Origin of the sequence: Streptomyces sp. A1136 (genome assembly GCF_004795055.1) — a bacterium.
Classification (GTDB): Bacteria; Actinomycetota; Actinomycetes; order Streptomycetales; family Streptomycetaceae; genus Streptomyces.
On record NZ_SSBJ01000065.1, the window covers coordinates 1 to 25,634 of the forward strand.

Annotated in this window: 24 protein-coding genes; 12 read left to right on the forward strand and 12 right to left on the reverse strand. The window is 73.2% G+C overall.

Going from position 1 to position 25,634, the window contains the following annotated elements; genetic code table 11:
* A partial coding sequence (locus E6R62_RS40425) for a hypothetical protein (RefSeq protein ID WP_206308938.1) occupies positions 1-292 on the forward strand: 292 nt, incomplete at its 5' end.
* Between the two features lie 454 nt (positions 293-746).
* The gene (gene trpS, locus E6R62_RS35120) at positions 747-1,745 is read left to right on the forward strand and encodes a tryptophan--tRNA ligase (RefSeq protein ID WP_136217534.1); all 999 of its coding nucleotides are present in this window, start codon (positions 747-749) and stop codon (positions 1,743-1,745) included.
* 69 nt (positions 1,746-1,814) lie between these two features.
* On the opposite strand, the gene proC is transcribed toward trpS, so the two are convergent.
* The 5 genes from proC to E6R62_RS35145 all read right to left on the reverse strand — a co-directional run bounded on the left by proC (position 1,815) and on the right by E6R62_RS35145 (position 5,214).
* A complete protein-coding gene (gene proC, locus E6R62_RS35125; RefSeq protein ID WP_136217535.1) occupies positions 1,815-2,624 on the reverse strand; it encodes a pyrroline-5-carboxylate reductase in 810 nt (269 codons plus the stop codon).
* A gap of 85 nt (positions 2,625-2,709) precedes the next feature.
* The gene (locus tag E6R62_RS35130; protein ID WP_168714278.1) at positions 2,710-3,447 is read right to left on the reverse strand and encodes an ABC transporter permease; all 738 of its coding nucleotides are present in this window, start codon (positions 3,445-3,447) and stop codon (positions 2,710-2,712) included.
* Entirely contained in the window at positions 3,444-4,235 is a 792-nt protein-coding gene (locus tag E6R62_RS35135) for an ABC transporter ATP-binding protein (RefSeq protein ID WP_136217536.1), read from the reverse strand. Before E6R62_RS35135 ends, E6R62_RS35130 begins: the two co-directional genes overlap by 4 nt.
* Positions 4,236-4,315: 80 nt before the next feature.
* Positions 4,316-4,837: a hypothetical protein gene (locus E6R62_RS35140; protein ID WP_136217537.1), complete on the reverse strand. Its 522-nt coding sequence runs from the start codon at positions 4,835-4,837 to the stop codon at positions 4,316-4,318.
* A gap of 77 nt (positions 4,838-4,914) precedes the next feature.
* The gene (locus E6R62_RS35145; protein ID WP_136217538.1) at positions 4,915-5,214 is read right to left on the reverse strand and encodes a peptidase; all 300 of its coding nucleotides are present in this window, start codon (positions 5,212-5,214) and stop codon (positions 4,915-4,917) included.
* 106 nt (positions 5,215-5,320) lie between these two features.
* On the opposite strand from E6R62_RS35145, the gene E6R62_RS35150 reads away from it, so the two are divergent.
* Positions 5,321-7,513, forward strand: coding sequence for a PQQ-binding-like beta-propeller repeat protein (locus tag E6R62_RS35150; protein ID WP_240802081.1), 2,193 nt, complete (start codon positions 5,321-5,323; stop codon positions 7,511-7,513).
* A gap of 40 nt (positions 7,514-7,553) precedes the next feature.
* On the opposite strand, the gene ilvD is transcribed toward E6R62_RS35150, so the two are convergent.
* The 4 genes from ilvD to E6R62_RS35175 form a co-directional block, all read right to left on the reverse strand.
* Positions 7,554-9,404, reverse strand: a complete 1,851-nt coding sequence (gene ilvD, locus E6R62_RS35155) for a dihydroxy-acid dehydratase (protein ID WP_136217539.1) — start codon at positions 9,402-9,404, stop codon at positions 7,554-7,556.
* 125 nt (positions 9,405-9,529) lie between these two features.
* Positions 9,530-10,150, reverse strand: a complete 621-nt coding sequence (locus E6R62_RS35160) for a TetR family transcriptional regulator (RefSeq protein WP_136217540.1) — start codon at positions 10,148-10,150, stop codon at positions 9,530-9,532.
* The gene (locus E6R62_RS35165) at positions 10,147-10,980 is read right to left on the reverse strand and encodes a sugar phosphate isomerase/epimerase (protein ID WP_136217541.1); all 834 of its coding nucleotides are present in this window, start codon (positions 10,978-10,980) and stop codon (positions 10,147-10,149) included. Before E6R62_RS35165 ends, E6R62_RS35160 begins: the two co-directional genes overlap by 4 nt.
* Before the next feature lie 222 nt (positions 10,981-11,202).
* Entirely contained in the window at positions 11,203-12,132 is a 930-nt protein-coding gene (locus tag E6R62_RS35175) for a Ppx/GppA phosphatase family protein (RefSeq protein ID WP_136217543.1), read from the reverse strand.
* 87 nt (positions 12,133-12,219) lie between these two features.
* Between E6R62_RS35175 and E6R62_RS35180 the strand changes: the two genes are divergently transcribed.
* Positions 12,220-13,005 carry a hypothetical protein gene (locus E6R62_RS35180; RefSeq protein ID WP_136217544.1) on the forward strand — a complete coding sequence of 262 codons (786 nt, stop codon included), beginning with the start codon at positions 12,220-12,222 and terminating at the stop codon, positions 13,003-13,005.
* A gap of 30 nt (positions 13,006-13,035) precedes the next feature.
* Here the strand turns inward: E6R62_RS35180 and E6R62_RS35185 are convergent, their stop codons facing one another.
* Entirely contained in the window at positions 13,036-14,766 is a 1,731-nt protein-coding gene (locus tag E6R62_RS35185) for a sigma-70 family RNA polymerase sigma factor (protein WP_136217545.1), read from the reverse strand.
* 218 nt (positions 14,767-14,984) lie between these two features.
* Here E6R62_RS35185 and radA point away from each other — a divergent pair, with 218 nt between their 5' ends.
* Entirely contained in the window at positions 14,985-16,397 is a 1,413-nt protein-coding gene (gene radA, locus E6R62_RS35190; protein WP_136217546.1) for a DNA repair protein RadA, read from the forward strand.
* 152 nt (positions 16,398-16,549) lie between these two features.
* Positions 16,550-17,674: a DNA integrity scanning diadenylate cyclase DisA gene (gene disA, locus E6R62_RS35195; RefSeq protein WP_136217547.1), complete on the forward strand. Its 1,125-nt coding sequence runs from the start codon at positions 16,550-16,552 to the stop codon at positions 17,672-17,674.
* Between the two features lie 35 nt (positions 17,675-17,709).
* Here disA and E6R62_RS40015 read toward each other — a convergent pair whose 3' ends face one another.
* Positions 17,710-18,507, reverse strand: a complete 798-nt coding sequence (locus E6R62_RS40015) for a hypothetical protein (protein ID WP_168714279.1) — start codon at positions 18,505-18,507, stop codon at positions 17,710-17,712.
* 266 nt (positions 18,508-18,773) lie between these two features.
* Between E6R62_RS40015 and E6R62_RS35210 the strand changes: the two genes are divergently transcribed.
* The 6 genes from E6R62_RS35210 (at position 18,774) to E6R62_RS35235 (ending at position 24,456) form a co-directional block, all read left to right on the forward strand.
* Entirely contained in the window at positions 18,774-19,679 is a 906-nt protein-coding gene (locus tag E6R62_RS35210; protein WP_206308940.1) for an A/G-specific adenine glycosylase, read from the forward strand.
* Positions 19,680-19,889: 210 nt separating this feature from the next.
* Positions 19,890-20,450, forward strand: a complete 561-nt coding sequence (locus E6R62_RS35215) for a SigE family RNA polymerase sigma factor (protein WP_136217549.1) — start codon at positions 19,890-19,892, stop codon at positions 20,448-20,450.
* Between the two features lie 44 nt (positions 20,451-20,494).
* The gene (locus E6R62_RS35220) at positions 20,495-21,136 is read left to right on the forward strand and encodes a hypothetical protein (protein ID WP_136217557.1); all 642 of its coding nucleotides are present in this window, start codon (positions 20,495-20,497) and stop codon (positions 21,134-21,136) included.
* A 13-nt stretch (positions 21,137-21,149) separates the two neighbouring features.
* Positions 21,150-21,857, forward strand: coding sequence for a two-component system response regulator CseB (cseB, locus tag E6R62_RS35225; protein ID WP_136217550.1), 708 nt, complete (start codon positions 21,150-21,152; stop codon positions 21,855-21,857).
* 13 nt (positions 21,858-21,870) lie between these two features.
* Positions 21,871-23,202 carry a two-component system sensor histidine kinase CseC gene (cseC, locus tag E6R62_RS35230; protein ID WP_136217551.1) on the forward strand — a complete coding sequence of 444 codons (1,332 nt, stop codon included), beginning with the start codon at positions 21,871-21,873 and terminating at the stop codon, positions 23,200-23,202.
* 69 nt (positions 23,203-23,271) lie between these two features.
* On the forward strand, positions 23,272-24,456 hold the full coding sequence (locus E6R62_RS35235; RefSeq protein WP_136217552.1) for a LamG-like jellyroll fold domain-containing protein: 1,185 nt from the start codon (positions 23,272-23,274) through the stop codon (positions 24,454-24,456).
* A 61-nt stretch (positions 24,457-24,517) separates the two neighbouring features.
* Here the strand turns inward: E6R62_RS35235 and E6R62_RS35240 are convergent, their stop codons facing one another.
* Positions 24,518-25,138: a M23 family metallopeptidase gene (locus E6R62_RS35240; RefSeq protein WP_136217553.1), complete on the reverse strand. Its 621-nt coding sequence runs from the start codon at positions 25,136-25,138 to the stop codon at positions 24,518-24,520.
* Positions 25,139-25,634 lie beyond the last annotated feature (496 nt).

A 25,634-nucleotide genomic window follows, 5' to 3' on the forward strand; every position in this document is an offset into this window, starting at 1 on the left:
TCTGGCGTTGATTTTTGGCACGCTGTTGAGTTCTCAAGGAACGGACGCTTCCTTCGTACTCACCCTCGCGGGTTTTCCTCCGGGCGCTTCCTTTGTTCTTCGTTTTGTTCTTGCGTTTCCGACTCTATCAGACTCTTTCGTGTCCGATTCCCGGTCGAAGCGGGATTCGCTTTCCAGTTCTCCGCTTTCGCGTTTCCCTTTCCGGCGAGACCGACTCTATCAGAACCTTTCGGGCCTGACTCCCGGTCAGCGGGATGTGCCGGTCGGGCTGTTGGGCCCTCGCGGCGAGTGAGACAGTAGCGGATTCCCTGCCCCCGAAGCCAATCGGCGGCTGCGTCCTAGGACACGGATTCCTCATTCGCAAATACGCATGAAAACAAGACGACACAATGCGCCGTTCGTTCGAATGTGTAGTGCGGGATGGCCGTCCGGGGACCGACCGGGGTCGGCGCTCACTTCGGACAACTCGAAGAACCTTACGGAGCTGCCACAGGTGTGTCAACCCTGGCGGGACGGCCGGCTCGCCCGCTAGCCTCTTCCTCATGACTACGCATGCGCTCACGTCCAGCCTCCGCTGGTGGGCCGCCTGACGGCGGCCGATCCCAACCCGAGCACGCATGCGCTCACGGCCGCCGCTTCGGCGGCCGTTTCTGTTTCTCCCCCCGGGAGTGGCTCGGTCGCCCCACGCGGCGCCCCCGACCGGTTGGCCGCACGGCCGACCGGACACTCACACAGGGAGACAGGACATGACGAGGATCTTCAGCGGGATCAAGCCGAGCGGGCACCTGACGCTGGGGAACTACCTGGGCGCCATCCGGCAGTGGGTCGCGGTCGAGGGCGAGCCGGACGACGCGCTGTTCTGCGTGGTGGACCTGCACGCGCTGACCGTCGACCACGATCCGGTGCGGGTGCGACGGCTCACCAGGCAGGCGGCCACCCTGTTCCTGGCCTCCGGGCTGGACGAGCGGAAGTGCACGCTGTTCGTGCAGAGCCACGTGGACGAGCACACCCGGCTCTCGTACCTGCTGGAGTGCACCGCCGGCGACGGTGAGATGCGGCGGATGATCCAGTACAAGGAGAAGGCGGCGAGGGCGCGGGAGGCCGGGGACGGGGTGCGGCTGTCGTTGCTGACGTATCCGGTGCTGATGGCCGCCGACATCCTGGCGTACGGGGCGTCCGAGGTGCCGGTCGGCGAGGACCAGCGGCAACACGTCGAGTTGGCGCGCGATCTGGCGGTCCGGTTCAACCAGCGGTACGGGCACACCTTCACGGTGCCGCGGGTGGTGCTGCCCACCGTGGCCGCGCGGGTCATGGACCTCCAGGACCCCGCGTCCAAGATGGGGAAGTCGCACGAGAACGGGGCGGGGATCGTCTATCTGCTCGACGAACCGGCGGTGATCACCAAGAAGGTGATGCGGGCGGTCACCGACAACGGGGACGGCGGGGTCGTCCACGACCGGGCCGCGCGACCGGGGGTGGCCAACCTGCTCGACATCCTGTCCGCCTGTACGGGCGTCGAGCCGGCTGTGCTGGCCGAGAAGTACACGGGGTACGGGGCGCTCAAGCGGGACGTCGCCGAGGCCGTGGTCGAGCTGCTGCGTCCGGTGCAGGCCCGGCACGCGGAGCTGGCGGCCGATCCCGCCGAGGTGGAGCGGGTGCTGCGGGCCGGTGCGGAGCGGGCGCGCGGGCTGGCGCGGCCGGTGGTGGACCGGGCGTACCGGGCCATCGGATTGCTGGAGCGCTGAAGGCCGGGACTCGCCCCGGTACGGTCCCCGCTCCGGGGCGGGGACCGTACCGCTGTCGGCCGTCGGCCGTCAGCTGTTGCCTGAGGCGAGCTCGCGGCTGCGGTCGCGGGCGGCTTCCAGGGCGGCGATCAGGGCCGCGCGCACGCCGTGCTTCTCCAGCTCGACGATGGCGTTGATGGTCGTGCCGGCCGGGGAGGTGACGGCCTCGCGGAGTTTGACCGGGTGCTCGCCGCTGTCGCGGAGCATCACGGCGGCGCCGATCGCGGCCTGCACGATCAGGTCGTGGGCCTGGGCGCGGGGCAGGCCGAGGAGGATGCCCGCGTCGGTCATGGCCTCGACCAGGAAGTAGAAGTAGGCGGGGCCGGAGCCGGAGAGGGCGGTCGCGGCGTCCTGCTGGGACTCGGGGACGCGCAGGGTCTTGCCGACGCCGCCGAAGATCTCCTCGGTGTGGGCGAGGTGCGCGGCGGTCGCGTGGCTGCCGGCGGAGATGACGGACATGGCCTCGTCGACGAGGGCGGGGGTGTTCGTCATGACCCGGACGACGGGCGTGCCGGGGGCGAGCCGTTCCTCGAAGAAGGAGGTGGGGACTCCGGCGGCGCCGCTGATGACCAGGCGGTCGGCGGGGACGTGCGGGGCGAGCTCTTCGAGGAGCTTGCCCATGTCCTGCGGCTTGACGGTGAGGATGAGGGTGTCCGCGCGCTTCGCGGCCTCGGCGTTGCTGACGGCCTCGACGCCGTAGCGGTCGCGGAGTTCCGCGGCCCGTTCGGCACGGCGGGCGGTGACGAGGAGCTTGCCGGCCGGCCAACCGCCGCGGATCATCCCGCTGAGCAGGGCCTCGCCGATCTTTCCGGTGCCGAGGACGGCGACTGTCTGGGTCATGTCCTCATCCTTGCACCCGGGCGGGGTGCCGGGCCCTGGTGTCCGCAGTGCGGTCAGTGCGGTACGTGCGGTCGGCGGCGGGGGGCTACGGGGTGCGGCGGCGCAGGGTGGCCGCGCCGAGGGCGAGGACGAGCAGGGCGCAGGCGGCGACGATGACGACGTCCCGGACGAAGTCGGCGGTCATGTCGGTGTGGCCGAGGACCTGGGTCATGCCGTCGACGGCGTAGGACATCGGCAGCACGTCGGAGAGGCCCTCCAGGACGGGTTGCATGGTGGCGCGGGGCGCCAGGAGGCCGCAGAGCAGGAGCTGGGGGAAGATCACCGCCGGCATGAATTGGACGGCCTGGAACTCGGAGGCGGCGAAGGCGGAGACGAACAGGCCGAGGGCGGTGCCGAGGAGGGCGTCGAGGAGCGCCACGAGCAGGAGCAGCCAGGGGGAGCCGAGGATGTCCAGGCCGAGTACCCAGAGGGCGAGGCCGGTGGCGAGGAGGGACTGGACGACGGCGACGGCTCCGAACGCGAGGGCGTAGCCGGCGATGAGGTCCCCCTTGCCGAGCGGCATGGCCAGGAGGCGTTCCAGGGTGCCGGAGGTGCGTTCCCGCAGGGTGGCGATGGAGGTCACCAGGAACATGGTGATGAGGGGGAAGATCCCGAGGAGGGACGCGCCGACGCTGTCGAAGGTGCGTGCCCTCCCGTCGAAGACGAAGCGGAGCAGCGTCAGCATCAGTACGGGGACCAGCAGCATCAGCGCGATCGAGCGCGGGTCGTGGACGAGCTGACGCAGCACGCGGCCGGCGGTGGCGGTGGTGCGGGCGGTGTTCATCGGGTCTGCTCCCGGGCTCGGGCGTCGGCCTCGTCGACGAGGCGCAGGAAGGCTTCTTCGACGGTGGCGCAGTGGGTGCGGGTGCGGAGCGCGTCGGGGGTGTCCTGGGCGAGGATGCGGCCTTCGCGCATGAGGAGGAGGTCGTGGCAGCGCTCGGCCTCGTCCATGACGTGGGAGGAGACGAGGAGCGTGGCGCCGCGGACGGCGGTGAGTTCGTGGAAGAGGTTCCACAGGTCGCGCCGCAGGACGGGGTCGAGGCCGACGGTGGGTTCGTCGAGGACCAGGAGTTCGGGGGCGCCGAGTAGCGCGACCGCCAGGGAGACGCGGCTGCGCTGGCCTCCGGAGAGGTTGCCGGCGAGAGCGGTGGCGTGGGTGGTGAGGTCGACGTCGGCGATGGCGCGGGTGACGTCGGCGCGGCGGCGTTCGGCGACGGCGCGGCCGGGATCGAGGACGGCGGCGAAGTAGTCGAGGTTCTGCCGGACGGTGAGGTCGTCGTAGACGGAGGGCGCCTGGGTGACGTAGCCGATGCGGGAGCGCAGCTCGGGGTGGCCGGCGGGGCGGCCGAGGACGTCGAGGGTGCCGGTGACGTGGGCCTGGGTGCCGACGATGGAGCGCATGAGGGTGGATTTGCCGCAGCCGGAGGGGCCCAGGAGGCCGGTGATGCGGCCACGGGGGACTTCGAAGGCGAGGTCGTCGAGCACCGTGCGGGGGTTGCGGCCGGCGCCGCGGCGCACGGTGAGGTGCTGGGCGTGGACGGCGGGCGCGCCACCGTCGGGCGATTTATTCATCACTTGATGAATAATGCTCCCGGCGGTGCCCGGGCGTCAACCGGTCCGGGCGGACGGCGGCGGCTGTGGGGCGGTCCTGGCTACTTCTTGCGCTTGGGCCGGCGGGCGGCGGGGTTGCCCGTCCGGGTGTCGCGGCGGCGGGCGTACTCGGCGCGGGCCTTGTCGTACTCGGCGCGGGCGAGCTTCTCGCCCGGGGCCTCGGTCAGGCTGCGCAGGAAGTACGCGATGAGGGAGCCGATGAAACCGATGGCCTTGAGGCCCTTGAGGGCGGCCTCGTCGGAGGACGGCCGGGGGCGGCGGCCGAACGACTCCCAGGTCTTGACGAACGCGATGGCGCTGGCGATCGCGAAGAGGACCACGACGGAGATGCTGAGGAACGGGCCGACGTCGCCGATCTCCAGCCCCTCGTAGGCGAAGCGCAGCAGGTACGCGGCGGCGAAGGCGGAGACCAGGGACCCGACGGCGACGCCGGCGCGGCGCAGGGCGTAGCCGCCGTCGTGGTCGACCCAGGTCGTGCCGAAGAACCGGAGGGGTTCGGGGCGCGGTCCGGCGGCGGTCGGGGCCGGCTCGGCGGGCGTCTGGTCTCGCTGGTCGTCGCTCACACCGACGATTATTCCAGCCGGAGACGCACCCGACGGGTGCGTCTCACCTGGCAGAACCGTGGGACGGTCGCGGCGGGTCAGCCGCAGCGGGTGGCCACGTACCCGTCACTGCCCGTCTTCACGTACGCGTCGGACACGAACTCGCCGTTGCCGACGCAGTCCCAGATGTCCGTGGTGCCGTAGGGGCCGGAGACCGTGGTGCCGTCGCACTGGCAGTGGATGGAGACGTACGCGCCGAGCGGCAGGACCCGGGAGATGGAGTAGCCGGTACCCGGGCCGGTGCGGACGTTGACCTGGTAACCCGGGGCTACCGGAAAGGTCGGGAAACCGGACCCGGACAGGCTCTGGACCTGGCCGGAATCGTTCTGGGCCGTCATGTGAGAACTCCCCCCGTGGGTGTTGCCCCGCACAACTCGCGCAGGGCGGCAAGCCCTTGGATGGTCGCACGGGCCATCGACTAGGCTCCGGCGGGGGTGGTGAGTGGTGCATGCGCGGCGCGCGGACTACGCGGGCTTTCCCGAGTACGCCGGGCACTACCGGCTCGAATCCGTGCTCGGCTCCGGCGGCATGGGCGTCGTCCACCTGGCCACCTCCAGCTCGGGGCTGAAACTCGCCGTCAAGGTGGTGCACGCGCAGCACGCGGTGGACCCGGAGTTCCGGGCGCGGTTCCGGCAGGAGGTCGCGGCCGCGCGGCGGGTGAGCGGGGCCTTCACCGCGCCGGTGGTGGACGCCGACCCGGACGCCGAACGGCCCTGGATGGCCACGCTGTTCATCGACGCGCCGACGCTCTCCGAGCGGGTACGCGAACGCGTGCTGGACGCCGCCGAGCTGACGCGGCTCGCCGCCGGGCTGGCCGAGGCGCTGCGGGACATCCACCGGGCCGGGGTGGTGCACCGGGACCTCAAGCCCAGCAACGTCCTGATGGCCCCGGACGGGGTGCGCGTCATCGACTTCGGCATCTCGCGGCCTGCCGACAGCGACCTGCGGACCGAGACGGGCAAGCTGATCGGGACGCCGCCGTTCATGGCGCCGGAGCAGTTCCAACGGCCGCGCGAGGTGGGCACGGCCGCCGACCTGTTCGCGCTGGGCGCGGTGCTGGTGCACGCGGCGACCGGGCGCGGCCCCTTCGACTCCGACAGCCACTACCTCGTCGCCTACCAGGTGGTGCACGGCGAGCCGGATCTGACGGGGCTGCCGGGGCCGCTCGTCCCGCTCGTCGCCCGCTGCCTGGCGAAGGACCCGGCCGAGCGGCCGACCGCCGACGCGCTGATCGCGCGGATGCGGGAGCTGGCCTACCCGACGGGCGAGGACACCCAGACGTTCACCCCGCAGCCGCGCCGGGCGGTCGGGGTCGTCGCGGCGGGGGGCGTCGGTGCCCGTGGCGCGGACGTCGACACGCACCGACGGGAGAGGCTCGACCCTCCCCCCGCGCCCGACGGGTCCGGACCCGGTGGCGCCGGCGCGGGCCGACCGGCGCGCCGGCGGGTCCGGACGGCGTGGGCGGCGGGCCTGGTGGTGCTGCTCGCGGGTGGCGCCGTCGGCGGCTACCTCGGCTCCGCGACGGGGGAGGAATCGCCCGCCTCACCGGCCGCGAAGAAGGCGCAGGCCGGTCCGACGAAGGGCTTCGCGCCCTGGTCGGTGGCCCTGGGCGGGTCCGACGCCGGGAAGCGGATCGGGGCGTGCTCCTGGGGGGCCGTCGCGCTGTACTGCGCGGGGCAGGGGCTGGCGGCGGCCCGGCTGGACCCCGCGAACGGTTCCCTCGGCTGGACGGTCCCCGCGCGGGCGGTCCCCGGGCCGGTCTCCGCCCGGGCGCCCCTGTACGCGGGCGGTCTCGTGCTCACCGTCGGGACGGGCGGCGATGTACTTCAGGCCCTGGACCCGGCCACCGGCGCGCGGCGCTGGCAGCGGAACCTGCCCGGCGGGGCCCAGGTGGTCGCGGAGACCGGGCACGTCCTGACCGCCGCCTCGGACGGGGACGTGACCCTGCTGGACGCGGCGACCGGCGCACCGAAGTGGAGCCGGCGGATCGGCGGGACCGGCTCGGTGTGGTGGGCCGGCCCCGACGCCTCGGGCCGGCCCGCGCTGTACGTGGCGACGCGCGAGCCGGACGGCTCGCGGACCCAGGTGGCGGCGGTGGACCCGGGCGACGGGAGTGTGCGCTGGCAACTGCGCACGGCGGGGCTCCTCCAGCCGGTCGCCACCGTGCAGGGCGGCGCGTACCTCCTGGCGAACGACGCGCAGGGCAAGACGGACGCCGTCGTCCGCGTGGACCTGACCACGCGCGCGGTGCGGCGGGTCACCCTGGCCGTCCCCCTGTACGAGGCGCAGGCGACGGCGGGCCCCGACGGCGTCGTGTACCTCGTGGGTTCCTCGGGCGGGCTGGCCGCGGTGGGCCCGGAGCGGGAGCGGTGGCGGCTGGAGACGGGGTTGGCGGTCGCGTCCCGGCCGGCGGTCGCCGACGCGCGGGTCTACCTGACCGCGCCGGACGGGCGTCTGCTCGCGGTCGGGGCCTCGGACGGACGGCTGACGGGGCAGACCCGGCCGCGGATGGGCGCCGGTCCCGGCGCCTTCGCCGCGTCGCTGCCCGCGCCCGTCGTCGCGGACGGCGTGGTGTACGCGTCCGCGCCCGACGGGTCGGTGTTCGCCGTGGACGCGGCGAACCCCGCCGGGTGGTGAGGACGACCGGCGGGGTTCGGGGGCGGAACGGGGCGGGCGCTCAGCTCAGGCGGGACACGTCGCGGACCGCGCCCTTGTCGGCGCTGGTGGCCATCGCGGCGTAGGCGCGCAGCGCCGCCGAGACCTTGCGTTCGCGGTTCTTGGGGGCGTAGACGCCGCCCAGGGCCGCGCGGCGGGCCGCCAGTTCCTCGTCGGAGACGAGCAGCTCGATCGAGCGGTTCGGGATGTCGATGCGGATCCGGTCGCCGTCCTCGACGAGCGCGATGGTGCCGCCCGAGGCGGCCTCCGGGGAGGCGTGGCCGATGGAGAGGCCCGAGGTGCCACCGGAGAAGCGGCCGTCGGTCACCAGCGCGCAGGTCTTGCCGAGGCCGCGGCCCTTGAGGAAGGAGGTCGGGTAGAGCATCTCCTGCATGCCGGGGCCGCCCCGCGGGCCCTCGTAGCGGATGACGACGACGTCGCCCGCCTTGATCTCCTTGCGCAGGATCTTGTCGACGGCCTCGTCCTGCGATTCGCAGACCACGGCCGGGCCCTCGAAGGTCCAGATCGACTCGTCGACGCCCGCCGTCTTGACCACGCATCCGTCGGCGGCGATGTTGCCGCGCAGGACGGCCAGTCCGCCGTCCTTGGAGTAGGCGTGCTGGACGGAGCGGATGCAGCCGCCCTCGGCGTCCAGGTCGAGGGTCTCCCAGCGCTCGGACTGGGAGAAGGCGGTCGCGGAACGCTTGCAGCCCGGGGCCGCGTGCCACAGCTCCATGGCCTCGTCGGAGGCCGTGCCCGAGCGGGCGTCCCACGTGGCCAGCCAGTCTTCGAGGTTGTCGGAGTGGACGGTGGTGACGTCCTTGTTGAGGAGGCCGCCGCGGTGCAGCTCGCCGAGGATGGCGGGGATGCCGCCGGCGCGGTGGATGTCCTCCATGTAGTACGTGCCGCCGGGCGCCACGTTCGGCGCGACCTTGGCCAGGCACGGGACGCGGCGCGAGACGGCGTCGATGTCCTTGAGGTCGTAGTCCAGGCCCGCTTCCTGCGCCGCGGCGAGGAGGTGGAGGATCGTGTTCGTGGAGCCGCCCATGGCGATGTCGAGGGCCATGGCGTTCTCGAAGGCCTCGCGGGTGGCGATGTTGCGCGGCAGGACCGAAGCGTCGTCCTGCTCGTAGTAGCGCTTGGTGATCTCCACGATCGTCCGGCCGGCGTCCTCGTACAGGGCGCGGCGGGCGGTGTGCGTCGCGAGGACCGAACCGTTGCCGGGGAGGGCGAGACCGATGGCCTCGGCGAGGCAGTTCATCGAGTTGGCGGTGAACATGCCCGAACAGGAACCGCAGGTCGGGCAGGCGTTCTCCTCGATGCGGAGCACGTCCTCGTCGGAGACGTTCTCGTTGGAGGCGTCGACCATGGCGTCGATCAGGTCGAGCTTGCGGACGGTTCCGTCGACGAGCGTGGCCTGGCCGGCCTCCATCGGGCCGCCGGAGACGAAGACGACCGGGATGTTGAGGCGCATGGCGGCCATCAGCATGCCGGGGGTGATCTTGTCGCAGTTGGAGATGCAGATCAGGGCGTCGGCGCAGTGGGCCTCGACCATGTACTCGACGCTGTCCGCGATGAGGTCGCGGGACGGCAGGGAGTACAGCATGCCGGCGTGGCCCATGGCGATGCCGTCGTCGACCGCGATGGTGTTGAACTCGCGCGGGACCGCCCCGGCGGCCAGGATGGCGTCGGAGACGATGCGACCGACGGGGGCCAAGTGGGTGTGGCCGGGGACGAACTCGGTGAAGGAGTTGGCCACCGCGATGATCGGCTTCCCGATGTCCGCGCTCGCTACGCCCGAGGCGCGCATCAGAGCGCGTGCGCCTGCCATGTTGCGGCCGTGGGTGACGGTGCGGGACCTCAGCTCGGGCATCGGGTTCACTCCCCATGAGTACGGCGGCGTTCGCACGCCTCCGCGACTGTGGATAAGGCTCGGTTACGAGGCTACGCTCCTCGCCCGGGATACGGACAAGGCGTCCGGATGCCGGGACGGCCGGCTCAGTCCTCGGTCAGGTAGCGCTGCAGCGTAGGGGCTACGAGGGCGACGATGGACTCCGGTTCGGCGGAGGCCAGGGGCTCGACCTGGACGACGTAGCGCAGGATCACGATGCCGACCATGTGGGAGGCGGCGAGTTCCGCGCGGAGGGTGGGGTCGGGCACGTTGAGCTCGGCCGCGACCCGCTCCAGGACCCGGCGCAGGATGAGCCCGCGCAGCACCTTCGCCGCGGCTTCGTGGGTGAGCGCCGACCGGATGACGGCGAGCAGCGGCACCCGGGTGGCGGGGTTCTCCCACACGCCCAGGAAGTAGCGGGCCAGGCGCTCGCCGATGCCGTCGGGGCCGCCGCCGAGGATCTGCGGGGCGACGAGGGCGGGCTCCAGGCTCAGCTCGATCGCGGCGGCGAAGAGGTCGTCTTTGCTGCCGAAGTAATGGTGCACCAGCGCCGGGTCCACGCCGGCGGCCTTCGCGACGCCGCGCACGGAGGTCTTGTCGTAGCCGCGCGCCGCGAACTCGGCGCGGGCCGCGACGCGGATGCGCTCCTGGGTGCCGGGCCCCTCTTCGACCTCGTCCTGGCGGGGGCGGCCGGGGCCGCGGCGGCGGCGCGGTGCGGGCTCGGTCATGGGCGGCGGGCCGGCTTGGGCACGTCGGGGACGGCCGCGAGGTGGGCCCGGGTGAAGGCGAGGGCCTCGGCGAGGTCCGCCTCGCGTTCGGCGGACGACATGGCGCGGCGGGTGTTGACCTCGATCACCACGTGCCCGTCGAAGGAGGTACGGGCCAGGCCGGCCAGCAGTTCGGCGCAGGGCTGGGTGCCGCGGCCGGGGACGAGGTGCTCGTCCTTGGCGGAACCGTTGCCGTCGGCGAGGTGGATGTGGGCGAGGCGGTCGCCCATCCGGTCGACCATGGCGGCGGCGTCGGTGCGGGCGGTGGCGGTGTGCGAGAGATCGACGGTGAAGTGGCGGTAGTCGTCCTTGGTGACGTCCCACTCGGGCGCGTACGCGAGCATCTCGCGGTCGCGGTAGCGCCAGGGGTACATGTTCTCGACGGCGAAGCGGACGTCGGTCTCGTCGGCCATGCGCCAGATGCCGCTGACGAAGTCACGGGCGTACTGGCGCTGCCAGCGGAACGGGGGGTGCACGACGACGGTGCTCGCGCCGAGCCGCTCGGCCGCGGCGCGGGCGCGGCGGAGCTTGGTCCAGGGGTCGGTGGACCACACGCGCTGCGTGATGAGCAGGCAGGGGGCGTGTATGGCGAGCACCGGGACGCCGTGCCGGTCGGAGAGGCGGCGCAGCGCGTCGATGTCCTGGCTGACCGGATCTGTCCAGACCATCACCTCGACGCCGTCGTAGCCGAGGCGCGCGGCGATCTCGAAGGCGGTCGCCGTGGACTCCGGATAGACGGAGGCGGTGGAGAGGGCGACCTTGGGAGTCGGGGTCCGGGGTGGTTTTGCCACGGGGACAGGTTACCGATGCCACCGCCCGGGCCGGCCGGGGCGGGGGTGGGGGCCGCGGAGCGGGACGGGCCGGGCGGGCGGGGCGCGGGCGGGGCGGTCCCGGCCCGGGGTCACGGTCGCGCGGAATGGCGTCTCGCGGCGCCGGACCCGGGCCGGCGGGGCGGGTCGCCGGGGTTCGGGGGCCCGGGCCGCAGCCGTACTCGTGCCCCCGCCGCGGGAGCTCTACGTCGGGAGGTGGTCCAGGCGACGGAGGATGACGCCCTCGCGGAGGGCCCAGGGGCAGATTTCGAGTTCGTCCACGCCGAAGAGGTCCATCGCGCCCTCCGCCACCAGCGCCCCCGCCAGCAGTTGGCGCGCCCGCCCCTCGGAGACCCCCGGGAGGGCGGCGCGCTCGGCGGTCGTCATCGCCGCCAGTCGCGGCACCCACTCCTCCAGCGCCTTCCGCGTCAGGTCGCGCTGCACGTACAACCCCTCCGCCGAGCGGGCCGCGCCCGCGATCCGGGCCAGTTGCTTGAAGGTCTTCGACGTCGCGACCACGTGGTCCGGTGCCCCGAAGCGGCTGAACTCCCCCACGGTCCGGGCGATCTGCGCCCGCGCGTGGCGGCGCAGCGCCTTCACGTCGGCCGGGGCCGGCGGGTCGCCCGGCAGCCACGCCGAGGTGAGGCGGCCCGCGCCCAGCGGGAGGGACACCGCCGCGTCGGGTTCCTCGTCGATGCCGACGGCGATCTCCAGCGAGCCGCCGCCGATGTCCAGGACCAGCAGCTTGCCCGCCGACCAGCCGAACCACCGCCGCACCGCGAGGAAGGTGAGGCGGGCCTCGTCCTCACCGCTGAGGATGGGGAGGTCGACACCGGTCTCGGTCTTGACCCGGGCCAGCACCTCGTCCGCGTTCGTCGCCTCCCGCACCGCGCTCGTCGCGAACGGCAGCACGTCCTCGCAGCCCTTGTCCTCGGCGGCCACGACCGCGTCGCCGATCACCGACACCAGCCGTTCTATGCCCTCCGGCGTGACCGAGCCGCGCTCGTCCAACAGCTCCGCGAGCCGCAGCTCCACCTTGTGGGAGTGCGCCGACAACGGGCGCGCGCCGGGATGCGCGTCCACCACCAGCAGATGAACCGTGTTCGAACCCACGTCAAGGACACCGAGTCTCATAACCGGAAACGCTACTGGGCTCGTCGCGTATGAGTGAGGTAAGGGGCGCTTAGGCTTGGGTTTGTGCCAAATACGAAGAAGGCCAACATGTCCAAGACCCCCAAGAAGCCGAAGGTCGTGGCCGACGAGAAGGGGCTCGACTTCCCCCGGGCCTGGGTGGAGTTCCCCGACCCCGCCGACGACGAACAGGTCTTCCGCTGCGACCTGACCTGGCTGACCTCCCGCTGGACGTGCATCTTCGGCAGCGGCTGCCAGGGCATCCAGGCCGGCCGGGCCTCCGACGGCTGCTGCACGCTCGGCGCGCACTTCTCCGACGAGGACGACGAGAAGCGCGTCGCCGGACACGTGGCCCGGCTCACGCCCGAGCTGTGGCAGTTCCACGACGTCGGCAGCGAATCGGGCTGGACGCAGCTGGACGACGACGGGGAGAAGCAGACGCGCCGCTGGGACGGCGCCTGCATCTTCCTGAACCGGCCCGGCTTCCCGGCCGGCGCGGGCTGCTCGCTGCACATCCTCGCGCTGAAGAGCGGCCAGGAGCCGCTGGAGACGAAGCCCGACGTGTGCTGGCAGCTGCCGATCCGGCGTACGTACGACTGGATCGACCGGCCCGACGACACCCGGGTGCTCCAGGTGTCGATCGGCGAGTACGACCGGCGCGGTTGGGGTCCGGGCGGCCACGACCTGCACTGGTGGTGCACCTCCGCCACCTCCGCGCACGGCGCCGGCGAGCCGGTGTACGTGTCCTACCGGCCCGAGCTGACGGAGCTGATGGGCGAGGCGGCGTACGCGGAGCTGGTGAAGCTGTGCGAGGCGCGACTGGCGTCGCTGCTGCCGATGGCGCCGCACCCGGCGGATCCGCCCGCGGCGCGGTAGCGGACCTGGTCCGCCGCAGGCCCTGCCCCCCTAGGGCGCCGAGACCGAGGGGTCGGGGGCCGGGTCCGGGGAAACCGTTCCTTCGGGCGCCGTCGGAGTCGGTGTGGGGCTCGGCGGCGTCGGGGTCGGCGTCGGGTCCGGGGTGGGCGTGGGCGTGGGGCTCGGCGGCGTCGGGGTCGGCGTCGGGTCCGGGTCCGGGTCCGGGGTGGACGGCGGCGTGGGCGTCGGCGCCGGGCGACCGCGGCCGCGTACGGAGACCACCGCGCCGTCGGGGTCGATCCCGACCCGGGCCGTCCAGGGTCCGACCGGCTGGGCCCGGGTGTCGACGGTGATCCACAGGGTGACCGATTCTCCAGGTGCCAGGGTGCCCGCGCTCCGGCTCGCGCGGAGCCACGGCGCGTCCGACCACAGCCGCCAGTCGACCGGGGCGCCGCCGGAGGCGGTGAGGGTGAGCAGGGTGGTGCCGCCGCGGGTCTGAGCGGTCACGCCGATGTGGCCCGCAGTGCCCGGGCCACCCTGTTCCGGGGTGCCGGACGCGCCGGGGCTGATCACCTCGACGGAGACGTCGGGGACGTCGGCGCCCCGCGCGAAGCCGGGCTCGCCGGTGGTGTGGGCGGTGTTGCCCGCGTTCTCGTAGGCGGCCAGGGGGTGGCCGTCGATGTGCGCGGGCGGGAGGTCCGATTCGCCGGCGAAGATCCGGGCGGCGGTGCCGCCGACGGGTTCGCCGGTGTCGGGGGCGCCCCGGTACGCGGCCCACAGCGCGAGGACGGGCGCGGCGACGACGGTGGCGACGACGGTGGTGGTGACCGCCCGCGCCCGGAGCCGGTCGCGGCGGGCCGCGCGGTCCTTGGGGTCCATCGGGAAGCCCGTGCGGTCGAAGCGCGGGCCGGGACCGCCCCGGCGGCGCCGGCCGGAGCGCAGCATCGCGGCGTGGACGGCGGTGCGGGGGGCTGGGACCAGGGGGAGACCAGGGGTGTGGACCCCGCCGGAGCCGGGCCAGGGGGCCGCGGCGCCCACCCGCTCGGCGACCCGGCGGCAGCGCGGGCAGTCGTCGACGTGGCGCACCAGCTCGGCGCGCAGGGTGGTGGACAGCAAGACCTGGCCGTCGCCGGTGAGCCGGGACACGGCCGGACAGTCGCCGGTCTCGACGACGGCGAGGGCGGCGCGGGTGCGCTCCACCTCGCAGGCGGCGCCGGTGAGCAGTTCCCTGGCGGTGGCGGCCTGGGTGCCGAGGACCGCGGCCAGCTCGGATACGGCGAGGCGGTGGCGGACGGCGAGTTCGAGTGCCTCACGTTGTTCGGGGGTGGTTCCGGCCGCTTCCGGCCACGCGAGGCGGGCGAGTTCGGTACGGCGGTAGGCGCTCACGTCCAAAGCCTCCGGCGCACGCTCTTCATCGGTGTGCTCCGGCGTGCGCCGGGCGGAATGCGCCCCCTGGCGCCCGCGCCGCTGTTCGCCCAGCCGGGTCAGGCAGCCCCAGCGGGCGAGGGCGTACAGCCACGCGCGCCGGTCCCCTTCGTCGGGGCACCGACCGGGATACCGCTCGGCGACGGCGAGGACGTCACCGAGCACGTCGGTGGCGGTGTCGTGGTCACACAGCACCGACAGGCAGTAGGTGAACAGTCCGTCGAGGTAGGGCTCGTGCCGGAAGGGGGGCGGCTGCTCGTCCGCGAGGCCCGGCTCGGGTCCTCGGGAGGGCGTGCGCCCCTGCGCCCGGTGTGCGCCGGTGCGCGCCGGGGATTGCGGTTGGTTGCTGCTGTTCACTCGGCGACCGTAGGCGGCGCGCCGCCGGCGGTCCGGAAGCCTTCAGCGGTTTTAGCCCTTACGGGTGAACAGATCAGGCCCGCGCTGACAGCGCCCCTGACGCGGCGACCGGCCGCTCGCCCGGCCGTCGACCGGCGGGCCGCCCGCGGACCCGTCGTACCGGTCGCGCGGGCGACGGTTTCGACGGCGGTGTCGGTGGCGGCGACTACGGTGTGCGCATGGCTGCCCGTACATCTCGTTCATCCGCCAAGGACCGGCCGTCCTACCGCTGCTCCGAGTGCGGCTGGACGACCGCGAAATGGCTCGGTCGGTGCCCGGAGTGCCAGGCGTGGGGCACGATCGAGGAGATGGGCGCGCCCGCCGTGCGGACCACCGCGGCCGGCCGGGTCTCGTCCCCCGCCGTCCCGATCGCCCAGGTCGACGGTCGTACGGCGACCGCCCGCAGCACCGGCGTGGACGAGTTGGACCGGGTCCTGGGCGGCGGGCTCGTGCCGGGGGCCGTCGTGCTGCTGGCCGGCGAGCCGGGCGTCGGGAAGTCGACCCTGCTGCTGGACGTCGCCGCGAAGGCGGCCGGTGAGAACCACCGCACCCTGTACGTGACGGGCGAGGAGTCCGCGAGTCAGGTGCGCCTGCGGGCCGACCGGATCAACGCGCTGAACGACCACCTCTACCTCGCCGCCGAGACCGACCTGTCCGCCGTCCTCGGACACCTGGACGCGGTCAAGCCCTCGCTGCTGATCCTGGACTCCGTGCAGACCGTCGCCTCCCCCGAGATCGACGGCGCGCCCGGCGGCATGGCGCAGGTGCGCGAGGTGGCCGGGGCGCTGATCCGGGCCTCCAAGGAGCGCGGGATGTCGACCCTGCTCGTCGGCCACGTCACGAAGGACGGCGCGATCGCCGGCCCCCGGTTGCTGGAGCACCTGGTGGACGTGGTGCTGAGCTTCGAGGGCGACCGGCACGCCCGGCTGCGCCTGGTGCGCGGTGTGAAGAACCGTTACGGGGCCACCGACGAGGTCGGCTGCTTCGAGCTGCACGACGAGGGCATCACCGGGCTCGCAGATCCGAGCGGGCTGTTCCTGACACGCCGCGCGGAGGCGGTGCCGGGGACCTGTCTGACGGTGACGCTGGAGGGCAAGCGGCCGCTGGTCGCGGAGGTGCAGGCGCTGACGGTGGACTCGCAGATCCCCTCGCCGCGCCGGACCACCTCGGGCCTGGAGACCTCGCGCGTCTCGATGATGCTGGCGGTGTTGGAGCAGCGCGGCCGGATCACTGCGCTGGGCAAGCGGGACATCTACAGCGCCACGGTGGGCGGGGTGAAGCTCACCGAGCCGGCCGCGGACCTGGCGATCGCGTTGGCGCTGGCCTCGGCGGCGAGCGACGTCCCGCTCCCGAAGAACCTCGTCGCGATCGGCGAGGTCGGCCTCGCGGGCGAGGTGCGGCGGGTCACCGGCGTCCAGCGGCGCCTCGCGGAGGCCCATCGGCTCGGGTTCACGCACGCGCTGGTCCCGGGCGATCCGGGGAAGGTACCGGCCGGCATGAAGGTGATCGAGGTCGCGGACATGGGTGACGCGCTACGGGTCCTGCCGCGGGGCCGCTCCCGCACGCCGGCCCGGGAGCGGGCGGCCGAGTAGCCGGGCCCGCGGGCTCTCGCCGGGACACCCGGCGGGAGCCCGCGACGGCGATACACGACAAGGCCCGGCGGAGGCGCAGACCGCGCCGGTAGACTTTGTGCTGGTCCGCCCGGCCGTACGCAGGCGGCGCAACCCGCGACCGGAGGAGTGCAGTGGCAGCCAAGGACGGTGCAGCAGCATCCGGGAAGTCGGGCGCGAGCTCCAGGCAGGAAGCCATGATGCGTGCCTCGCTGAGCGCGGTCGCACCTGGTCAGCCCCTGCGCGACGGCCTCGAACGGATCGTCCGCGGCAACACCGGCGGCCTCATCGTCCTCGGGATGGACAAGTCCGTCGAGGCGATGTGCACCGGCGGCTTCGTGCTGGACGTGGAGTTCACCGCGACCCGGCTGCGCGAGCTGTGCAAGCTCGACGGCGCCCTCATCCTCGACAAGGACCTCACCAAGATCCTGCGGGCGGGCGTGCAGCTGGTCCCCGACGCGTCGATCCCGACCGAGGAGACCGGTACCCGGCACCGCACGGCGGACCGGGTCTCGAAGCAGTGCGGTTTCCCCGTCGTGTCCGTGTCCCAGTCGATGCGACTGATCGCGCTCTACGTCGACGGGGAGCGCCGGGTCCTGGAGGAGTCCGGGGCGATCCTGTCCCGGGCGAACCAGGCGCTGGCCACGCTGGAGCGCTACAAGCTGCGGCTGGACGAGGTCGCGGGGACGCTGTCGGCGCTGGAGATCGAGGACCTGGTCACGGTGCGCGACGTGACGGCGGTGGCGCAGCGGCTGGAAATGGTTCGCCGCATCGCCACGGAAATCGCCGAATACGTGGTGGAACTCGGCACCGACGGACGACTCCTGTCGCTCCAGTTGGACGAGCTGACGGTCGGGATCGAGCAGGAACGGGAACTGGTCATCCGGGACTACGTCCCGGAGCCGACGGCGAAGCGTTCCCGCACGGTGGACGAGGCGCTGCCGGCGCTGGACGCGCTGACGCACCCGGAGCTGTTGGAGCTGGGGATCGTCGCGCGGGCCCTGGGGTACACCGGCTCGCCGGAGACCCTGGACTCGGCGGTGTCGCCGCGCGGCTACCGGCTGCTGGCGAAGGTGCCGCGGCTGCCGGGGGCGATCATCGAGCGGCTGGTCGAGCACTTCGGGGGCCTGCAGAAGCTGCTGGCCGCGAGCGTGGACGACCTCCAGACCGTGGACGGTGTGGGCGAGGCCAGGGCGCGCAGCGTCCGCGAGGGCCTGTCCCGCCTGGCGGAGTCCTCGATCCTCGAACGCTACGTGTAGGCCCGGGAGGCGGCTCCGCGCCGCCTCCCGCCGGCTCAGTCCTGCTTGAGGACGAACGAGGTGCGGGCGACCGGCATCCCGGGGGCCTTGACCTCGACCACGTAGGTGTCCGGCGCCGCCGAGCCCGCCGGGGGCGTCTGGCACTGGTCGGGCGCGCTCGGCTTGCGGTCCCACTCCAGCGACTGCTTGGCCTCACCCTGCGCCGGCAACCGGTAGAAGACGTTCCCCGCGCCCGTCGGGCAGTCCGCGCCCGACCAGACCGGCTTGTTGCCGCTCGCCTGAGTGATCGTCACGACGGCCTGCTTCGGGCCGAGTCCGACCTTGCACGCGGTACCGGACACGTTGCGGACGATCAGTTCGAGCCGGGGCTTCTCGTTCGCCTCGTACTCGTTCTTCACGCTCTTGACCTCCCACTGCACCACGCTCGGCGCGCACGCGGGCAGCGGGGAGTCCACGGGGACCGGGGCTCCGGCGCCCGATCCGCCGGCGCCGGAGCCGTCGCCCGGACCGGCGCCGCCGGTCTCGCCGTTCTTGCCCGCGCCGGCGCCCGTACCGGAACCGGTCCCGGCGCCCGCGCCGGAACCGGAACCCGGGTCACGGCCGCCCGGCGCCTGGCTGATCGCCGGGCCGGAGCCCGAGGGGCCGGGGGTGATCGAGGTGACGGGGCGCGGACCGCCCTTGCCCTCGCCGTTCGTACTCGGCTTGCCCCCACCGGAACTGACGGTCCATACGGCGAGGAGCGCGAGGAGCGCGGCGACGGACGCCAGCACAGCCCTCCGTCGCCAGTAAATGGAGGAGGGAAGCGGCCCGACCGGATTGCGCAGTGATCCCACGAACGGAACTTTACGAGAACGGGGACCGCGATCAGCGCCCCACATGCCGCGCAACCGGCTTGTTTTGCCGATGATCATCCTGCCGGCCCCGTCCGGCCGCAAAGATCAGGCCATATGAGCGGCCGGCGCGCCTCGGACGACGCCTACGGTGGGTGATCGCGCGGCCCGCCACGCCCGGCCGGGTACGGCCTTCGGCTCCGCGAACCTCCGATCCACCGCGCCGGGCCCGGCGCGAAGGGGGCGAAACGTGCCAGGATGCGTGTGCCATGACTGCATCCACCTCCCCCTCCCCCGACGTCTCCCACGCGCTGCACTCCCCCGTGATCGCGTGGTTCGACGAACACGCCCGCGACCTGCCCTGGCGCCGCCCCGAGGCCGGCCCCTGGGGGGTCATGGTCAGCGAGTTCATGCTCCAGCAGACCCCGGTCAGCCGGGTCCTGCCGGTGTACGAGCAGTGGCTCGCCCGGTGGCCCCGCCCCGCCGACCTCGCCGCCGACGCCCCGGGCGAGGCCGTACGGGCCTGGGGCCGGCTCGGCTACCCCCGCCGGGCCCTGCGCCTGCACGGCGCGGCCGTCGCGATAACGGAGCGGCACGGCGGCGACGTACCGCGGGACCACGCCCAGTTGCTCGCGCTGCCCGGGATCGGCGAGTACACGGCGGCGGCGGTGGCCTCCTTCGCGTACGGCCGGCGCCACGCGGTGCTCGACACCAATGTCCGCCGGGTCCTCGCCCGCACCGTGACCGGCGTCGAGTATCCGCCGAACGCCACCACGGCCGCCGAACGGCACCTGGCCCGGGCCTTGCTGCCCGCCGACGAGGCGACCGCCGCGCGCTGGGCGGCGGCCTCGATGGAACTCGGCGCGCTGGTGTGCACGGCCAAGTCCCCGGACTGCGCCCGCTGTCCGGTGGCGGGGCAGTGCGCGTGGCTGCTCGCCGGGAAGCCGCCGCACGACGGGCCGCCGCGGCGGGGGCAGACGTACGCCGGAACGGACCGTCAGGTGCGCGGCCGGCTCCTCGCGGTGCTGCGGGAGGCGGTGGGCCCCGTTCCGCAATCGGTGCTCGACACCGTGTGGGACGAACCGGTGCAGCGGGCGCGCGCGCTGGACGGGTTGGTGTCCGACGGGCTGGTGGAACCGCTCGCCCAGGGGATGTACCGACTGCCGCGCACCTGACGCCCGAGCGGGTGGTTCCGGAGCCGCGCGAAGTTGACTCCGCGGCTCCGCTTCGGCCGGGGAAACCGCAGCTCAAAGGCGTTGTTACACAACCTACGGGTGTCCGTGCGCCCACCGAAGGGTGACCCGCACAATGCCGTGACAACGCCTCCGTACCTTCGAATCCGTAACGAGCGGATGCACGGTGGGACGGAACGGAGGCGGTCTGAGATGGCGCACGGCGAGGTACTCGAATTCGAGGAGTACGTACGCACCCGGCAGGACGCGCTGCTGCGCAGCGCCCGGCGCCTCGTCCCGGACCCCACCGACGCCCAGGACCTCCTCCAGACCGCGCTGGTGCGCACGTACGGCCGCTGGGACGGCATCGCCGACAAGGCGCTGGCCGACGCCTACCTGCGCCGCGTCATGATCAACACCCGTACCGAGTGGTGGCGGGCCCGCAAGCTCGACGAGGTCCCCACCGAGCAGCTCCCCGACGCCTCCGTCGAGGACGGCTCCGACCAGCGCGCCGACCGCGCCCTGCTGATGGACATCCTGAAAGTCCTGGCACCCAAGCAGCGCAGCGTCGTCGTGCTGCGACACTGGGAGCAGATGAGCACCGAGGAGACGGCGGCGGCGCTCGGCATGTCGACGGGAACCGTGAAGAGCACCCTGCACCGCGCACTGGCCCGCCTCCGGCAGGAGCTGGAGAGCCGGGACCTCGACATGCGCGCGTTGGAGCGCGGTGACCACACGGCGCGGTACGAGGGGCGGGAGCGGTGCGCGGCCTGAACGGCCAAGGCAAGGAAGCCGGCGGCAGAAGGCCGCTGGCGCTGATGTCGGCGGGGACGGTCGTCCTCGTCGGCACGGGGCTGCTCGCGGCCGGTTGCGCCACGGGCGGCACGGGACTGCGCGACGGCGGCCCGGCCCGCACCGAGACCGTGGCCCGCACCGGCGGACCGGTCGGCTCGGCCGCGTCCCCGCACGCCGAGACCTCCGCCGCGGCCTCGGGCCGGCCGGCCGCGAAGGTGGACCCGGTGGCACTGCTGAAGGCGGACCCCAAGGTCAGCGCCGAGGTCAAGCGGGACCTCAAGCCCTGCACGGGCAAGGAGTACCCCGTCGACGTCAGTTACGGGAAGGTCACCGGCGGCGCGGTCGTCGACATCGTGGTGAACGTGCTGTCGTGCGCCGACGCGTTGGGGCGCGGCTCGTACGTGTACCGCGCCGAGGGAACGACGTACGAGAATGTCTTCGCGGACGAGCAGCCGCCCGTCTACGCGGAGATCGACCGGGGCGACCTCGTGGTCACCAAGCCGGTGTACGCGAAGAGCGACGCGCTGTCCTACCCGTCCGGCGAGGACGTGATCACGTACCGGTGGACCGGGGACAGGTTCTCCGAGCAGGACCGGGTCCACACGGACTACAGCAACGTCGACGGCGGTACCCAGCCCGCCCCGGCCGTGACACCCAAGAACTGAAGCGAGGCTCCGCATGGCCGAGACCCATGTGCTGTTCGTGGAGGACGACGACGTCATCCGCGAGGCCACGACGCTGGCGCTGGAACGCGACGGTTTCGTGGTCACCGCCGTGCCCGACGGCCTCGCCGGGCTGGAGTCCTTCCGGGCGAAGCGCCCCGACATCGCGCTGCTCGACGTGATGGTGCCCGGCATGGACGGCGTGAGCCTGTGCCGCCGCATCCGCGACGAGTCCACCGTCCCCGTGATCATGCTGTCGGCGCGCGCCGACTCCATCGACGTCGTCCTGGGCCTGGAGGCGGGAGCCGACGACTACGTCACCAAGCCGTTCGACGGCTCCGTCCTCGTCGCCCGCATCCGCGCCGTGCTGCGCCGCTTCGGGCACGCCAACGGGGTGAACGGCGGCGGCCCGGGGGCCGAGGAGGACTCCGGCGAGCGCGGCGTCCTGGCCTTCGGCGACCTGGAGGTCGACACCGAGGGGATGGAGGTGCGCAAGGCGGGCGCCCCCGTGGCCCTGACCCCCACCGAGATGCGGCTGCTGCTGGAGTTCTCCTCCGCGCCCGGTACCGTCCTGTCGCGCGACCGGCTGCTGGAGCGGGTCTGGGACTACGACTGGGGCGGCGACACCCGCGTCGTGGACGTCCACGTCCAGCGACTGCGCACCAAGATCGGGCAGGACCGGATCGAGACGGTCCGCGGCTTCGGATACAAGCTCAAGGCATGAGACGGTCCACGCAGTGAAGCAGTTCACCCTGCGCACCGGCATCCGCTGGAAGATCGCGCTCGCCGTCGCCGCGGTCGGCGCGCTGATCGCCGTCGCGCTGAGCCTCGTGGTGCACAGCGCCGCCCGCGTGTCGATGTTGGAGAGCGCCCGCGAGGTGCAGTTGGACCGCGTGCAGTTCATCTCCCGCAACGCCGAGGCCGGGCGCAAGCCCCCCATGGGCGCCAAGCTCAACGACCCCGACCTGCCCGCCGAGCTGCGCGAGAAGGCGCGCAGCGGACGGCGCGGTACCTACGTCCAGGAGAGACCGGGAGGGCTCCCCGAGGTGTGGGCCGCCGTACCGCTCGGCAACGGCCAGGTGGTGTCGCTGCACACCCAGTTCCGCGAGAGCGCCAACATGGTGCGCGACCTGGACCGGGCGCTGGTCGTCGGCTCGCTGTCGGTGGTGCTCGCCGGCTCGGCGCTCGGCGTGCTCATCGGCGGGCAGATCTCGCGCCGGCTGCGCAAGGCGGCCGCCGCCGCGCAGCGGGTGGCGCACGGTGATCCCGACGTACGCGTACGGGACGCGGTGGGCGGCGTCGTACGGGACGAGACGGACGACCTCGCGCGGGCGGTGGACGCCATGGCGGACACCCTCCAGCAGCGGGTGGAGGCCGAGCGGCGGGTGACCGCCGACATCGCGCACGAGCTGCGCACCCCGGTCACGGGTCTGCTCACGGCGGCGGAACTGCTGCCTCCGGGCCGGCCGACCGAGCTCGTACGGGACCGGGCGCAGGCGATGCGCGCGCTGGTCGAGGACGTGTTGGAGGTGGCCAGGCTGGACAGTGCCTCCGAGCGGGCCGAGCTCCAGGACGTGGCACTCGGCGAGTTCGTGACCCGGCGGGTGCGGGCGCTGATGCCGGAGGCGTCCGTACGGGTCGTCGCGGACGAGATCGTCAGCACCGACCCGCGCCGGCTGGAGCGCATCCTGGGGAACCTGCTGGCCAACGCCGGGCGATACGGGCGGCCGCCCGTCCAGGTCGACATCGAGGGCCGGGTCGTGCGCGTACGGGACCACGGGCCGGGCTTCCCGGAGGCGCTGCTGCGCGAGGGGCCCAGCCGTTTCCGTACGGGGTCGACGGACCGGGCCGGGGTCGGGCACGGATTGGGACTGACCATCGCGGAGGGCCAGGCGCGGGTCCTGGGGGCCCGGTTGACGTTCCGCAACGTGGCGGCGCCCGCGGCGGCGGGCGAGGGCGCGGCCGCCGGGGCGGTGGCCGTGCTGTGGCTGCCGGAGCACGCGCCGACGGCGACGGGCAGCTTCCCGATCCTCCTGCCGCCCGGGCAACCGGGGGCCAAGGGCGCCTGATCCGGATCGGTTCCCGATCGGAACACGGGGGCGTTCGCTCCGCGGGGCTCATGTCTTAGCATCCGTGGAATGACCGACGGTACGAATCCCCCCAGCAGCCCGCAGCCCGAGCAGCCCGCCCCGGGGAGCGGCGGCTACGGGTTCCCGCCGGGAACTCCCGCCTCCGGCGGCTACGGCTTCCCGCCCGGCGCTCCCGGCGGCCAACAGGCGGCGGGCGGCTTCGGTCCGCCGCCGCAGACGGGCGGGTACGGCTACCCGCAGCAGCCCCCGCCGGGCCCCTACCAGCAGGGCACCTACCAGCAGGGGCAACCCCCGCAGCCGGCCCCGCAGCAGCCGCTGCCGGTCCCCGCCCAGACCTCGCAGCCCGACTGGGAGGCGCTCGCGGACCGTTCGGCCGCGGCGCGGCGCAAGAAGCGGCTTTGGCTGATCGTGGGCGGGGTGACCGTGGTGGCGCTGCTCGCCACCGGAGGAACGTTCCTGCTGCTCGGCAAGGGCAAGGACGGCGGACCGGACGAGGGCGCCGACGGCAAGCCCTCGGCGTCCGCCTCCCCCTCCCAGAACGGGACGCCCACCGACCTCACGCCGACCGTACCGGGCGACCAGACGACCATCCGGGACCAGATCGGCAAGTTCAACCTCAAGATGGGCCCCGACGCCGGGGTGTTCCCCATCGACAAGCGCTACGAGGTCCGCCTCAAGGGCAACCCGAACTCGTTCGCCGAGTCCCAGCAGCGCGTCGTAGACACGTCCAAGAGCTTCACCGTCTCGGCCCGCGCCTGGAACCGGACCGCCACGGGACGCCAGATCGCCATCAGCCAGGGCAACGAGAAGTCGTTCTCCTTCGAGCTGGGCCTGGACGAGGTGAACGGCAAGCCGGCCTGGGTCTTCCGGGTGCAGACCGGTGAGCAGGGCGCCGAGAACACCACCACGGTCGTCTCCGGCGTGAGCTCCAAGATGGTCAGGACCTTCTCGGAGCTGACGGCGACCTACGACGCTCCCACCAAGAAGATCACCCTGTACGTGAACGGCAAGAAGGCGAACGAGGCGTCGGTGCCCGCCGGTATCTTCGCGGCCCCCGGACCGCTCCAGCTCGGCCGCTCCCGCCACCAGGACAACTGGACGGCCCCCTGGAACGGCGCCCTGGACAGCCTGCGGATCTACGCCGACGCCCTGCCGCAGGACCGCGTCGACGCCCTCAAGGCGGGCAAGCTCGACCCGATGGCCCGCCGGACGTCTGCCTGGCTGCTGTACTGAGCCCCCGCGCCGGGGTGGGGCCGCGGCTACGGCCGCCGCCCCGCCCCGGGCGGAACGGGACTCAGACGGTGATGCCGACCTTGCGCAGGAAGGCGACCGGGTTGACGGCCGAGCCGTAGTTCGGGGTCGTGCGGATCTCGAAGTGCAGATGCGGGCCCGTGGAGTTCCCGGTGTTGCCGGACAGGCCGATCTGCGCTCCCATCGCGACCTTCTGGCCGATCCTGACCTGGATCCGCGAGAGGTGCGCGTACTGCGAGTACGTGTTGTTCGCGTGCCGGATCACGATGGCGTTGCCGTAGGCCGGACCGTCGCCGCCGCCGTTGGGGCCGGCCTTCACGACCACGCCCGCGCTCGCCGCGTGCACCGGGGTGCCGATCGGGCAGGCGAAGTCCTGACCGGAGTGCTTGTGCGCCCACAGGCCGCCGGCCTGGGCGAAGGTCGCGGAGAGCGTGTACCGGGCGACCGGCTTCTTCCAGGTGACCGCCGGCTTCGCGGCGGTGGCGGCGGCCTGGGTCTGGGCCCGCGCCTGGGCGGCCACGAGCCCGGCGGTACCGGTGAGGGCGCTCTGGGCCTCGTCCGCGAAGGCGGCGGTCGTCCCGGCCCCGAGAGCCAGAGCCGCACCGAGACCGGTGGCGGCGAGGGCGAGACGGGTACGACGGGTGCTGACGCGCTTCGCGGACATGCGGGGACCTCCGGGGCCGGGAACAGGGCAACAAGCGGCCCGGCTCGCTCGGGGGTGCCGAGGGTGCCGGGCGGTGCTCGCCCACTTTGGTAACCCGGCGCCCCGCTCTGCCCCAAACCGCCCTTTTACTACCGAAGGTCGTAGCAGCGCGGGAGCCCCCGGCGCCTGTTGACGGCCCCCCGCCAGGCGAAAGCGGGGGGCAAAACGGACACTCGATCTACGAAAGGTGGTAGGAGGTCCGATTTGCCCTGTGCGGCTTGTCACCGCCGGCAGGGCGTGTACGACCGGCCGGCCTGGGCAACGCCCGCGCGTCGGGTTCACTCCCCCGCACGCGAAGAAGGGCGGCCCCGGGACCTTTCGGTCCCGGGGCCGCCCTTCTTGCCGCTATGGGCAGTCGGTGCTACGCGCCCTTGGAGAGGTCCGGGCCGGAGCCCGTCGCCTCGATCGGAGGCATGTCCGGCAGAGCCGTCTTCTCCTCGCCGCGGAAGGTGAACTT

Coding starts and splice junctions, on each gene's coding strand:
- radA (WP_136217546.1), top strand. CDS start 14,985: ATGGCTGCCCGTACATCTCGTTCATCCGCCAAGGACCGGCCGTCCTAC.
- E6R62_RS35240 (WP_136217553.1), bottom strand. CDS start 25,138: ATGTCCGCGAAGCGCGTCAGCACCCGTCGTACCCGTCTCGCCCTCGCC.
- E6R62_RS35130 (WP_168714278.1), bottom strand. CDS start 3,447: ATGAACACCGCCCGCACCACCGCCACCGCCGGCCGCGTGCTGCGTCAG.
- E6R62_RS35235 (WP_136217552.1), top strand. CDS start 23,272: ATGACCGACGGTACGAATCCCCCCAGCAGCCCGCAGCCCGAGCAGCCC.
- trpS (WP_136217534.1), top strand. CDS start 747: ATGACGAGGATCTTCAGCGGGATCAAGCCGAGCGGGCACCTGACGCTG.
- E6R62_RS35145 (WP_136217538.1), bottom strand. CDS start 5,214: ATGACGGCCCAGAACGATTCCGGCCAGGTCCAGAGCCTGTCCGGGTCC.
- ilvD (WP_136217539.1), bottom strand. CDS start 9,404: ATGCCCGAGCTGAGGTCCCGCACCGTCACCCACGGCCGCAACATGGCA.
- E6R62_RS35180 (WP_136217544.1), top strand. CDS start 12,220: ATGTCCAAGACCCCCAAGAAGCCGAAGGTCGTGGCCGACGAGAAGGGG.
- E6R62_RS35215 (WP_136217549.1), top strand. CDS start 19,890: ATGGCGCACGGCGAGGTACTCGAATTCGAGGAGTACGTACGCACCCGG.
- proC (WP_136217535.1), bottom strand. CDS start 2,624: ATGACCCAGACAGTCGCCGTCCTCGGCACCGGAAAGATCGGCGAGGCC.
- cseB (WP_136217550.1), top strand. CDS start 21,150: ATGGCCGAGACCCATGTGCTGTTCGTGGAGGACGACGACGTCATCCGC.
- E6R62_RS35160 (WP_136217540.1), bottom strand. CDS start 10,150: ATGACCGAGCCCGCACCGCGCCGCCGCCGCGGCCCCGGCCGCCCCCGC.
- E6R62_RS35220 (WP_136217557.1), top strand. CDS start 20,495: ATGTCGGCGGGGACGGTCGTCCTCGTCGGCACGGGGCTGCTCGCGGCC.
- E6R62_RS35210 (WP_206308940.1), top strand. CDS start 18,774: ATGACTGCATCCACCTCCCCCTCCCCCGACGTCTCCCACGCGCTGCAC.
- E6R62_RS35175 (WP_136217543.1), bottom strand. CDS start 12,132: ATGAGACTCGGTGTCCTTGACGTGGGTTCGAACACGGTTCATCTGCTG.
- E6R62_RS35135 (WP_136217536.1), bottom strand. CDS start 4,235: ATGAATAAATCGCCCGACGGTGGCGCGCCCGCCGTCCACGCCCAGCAC.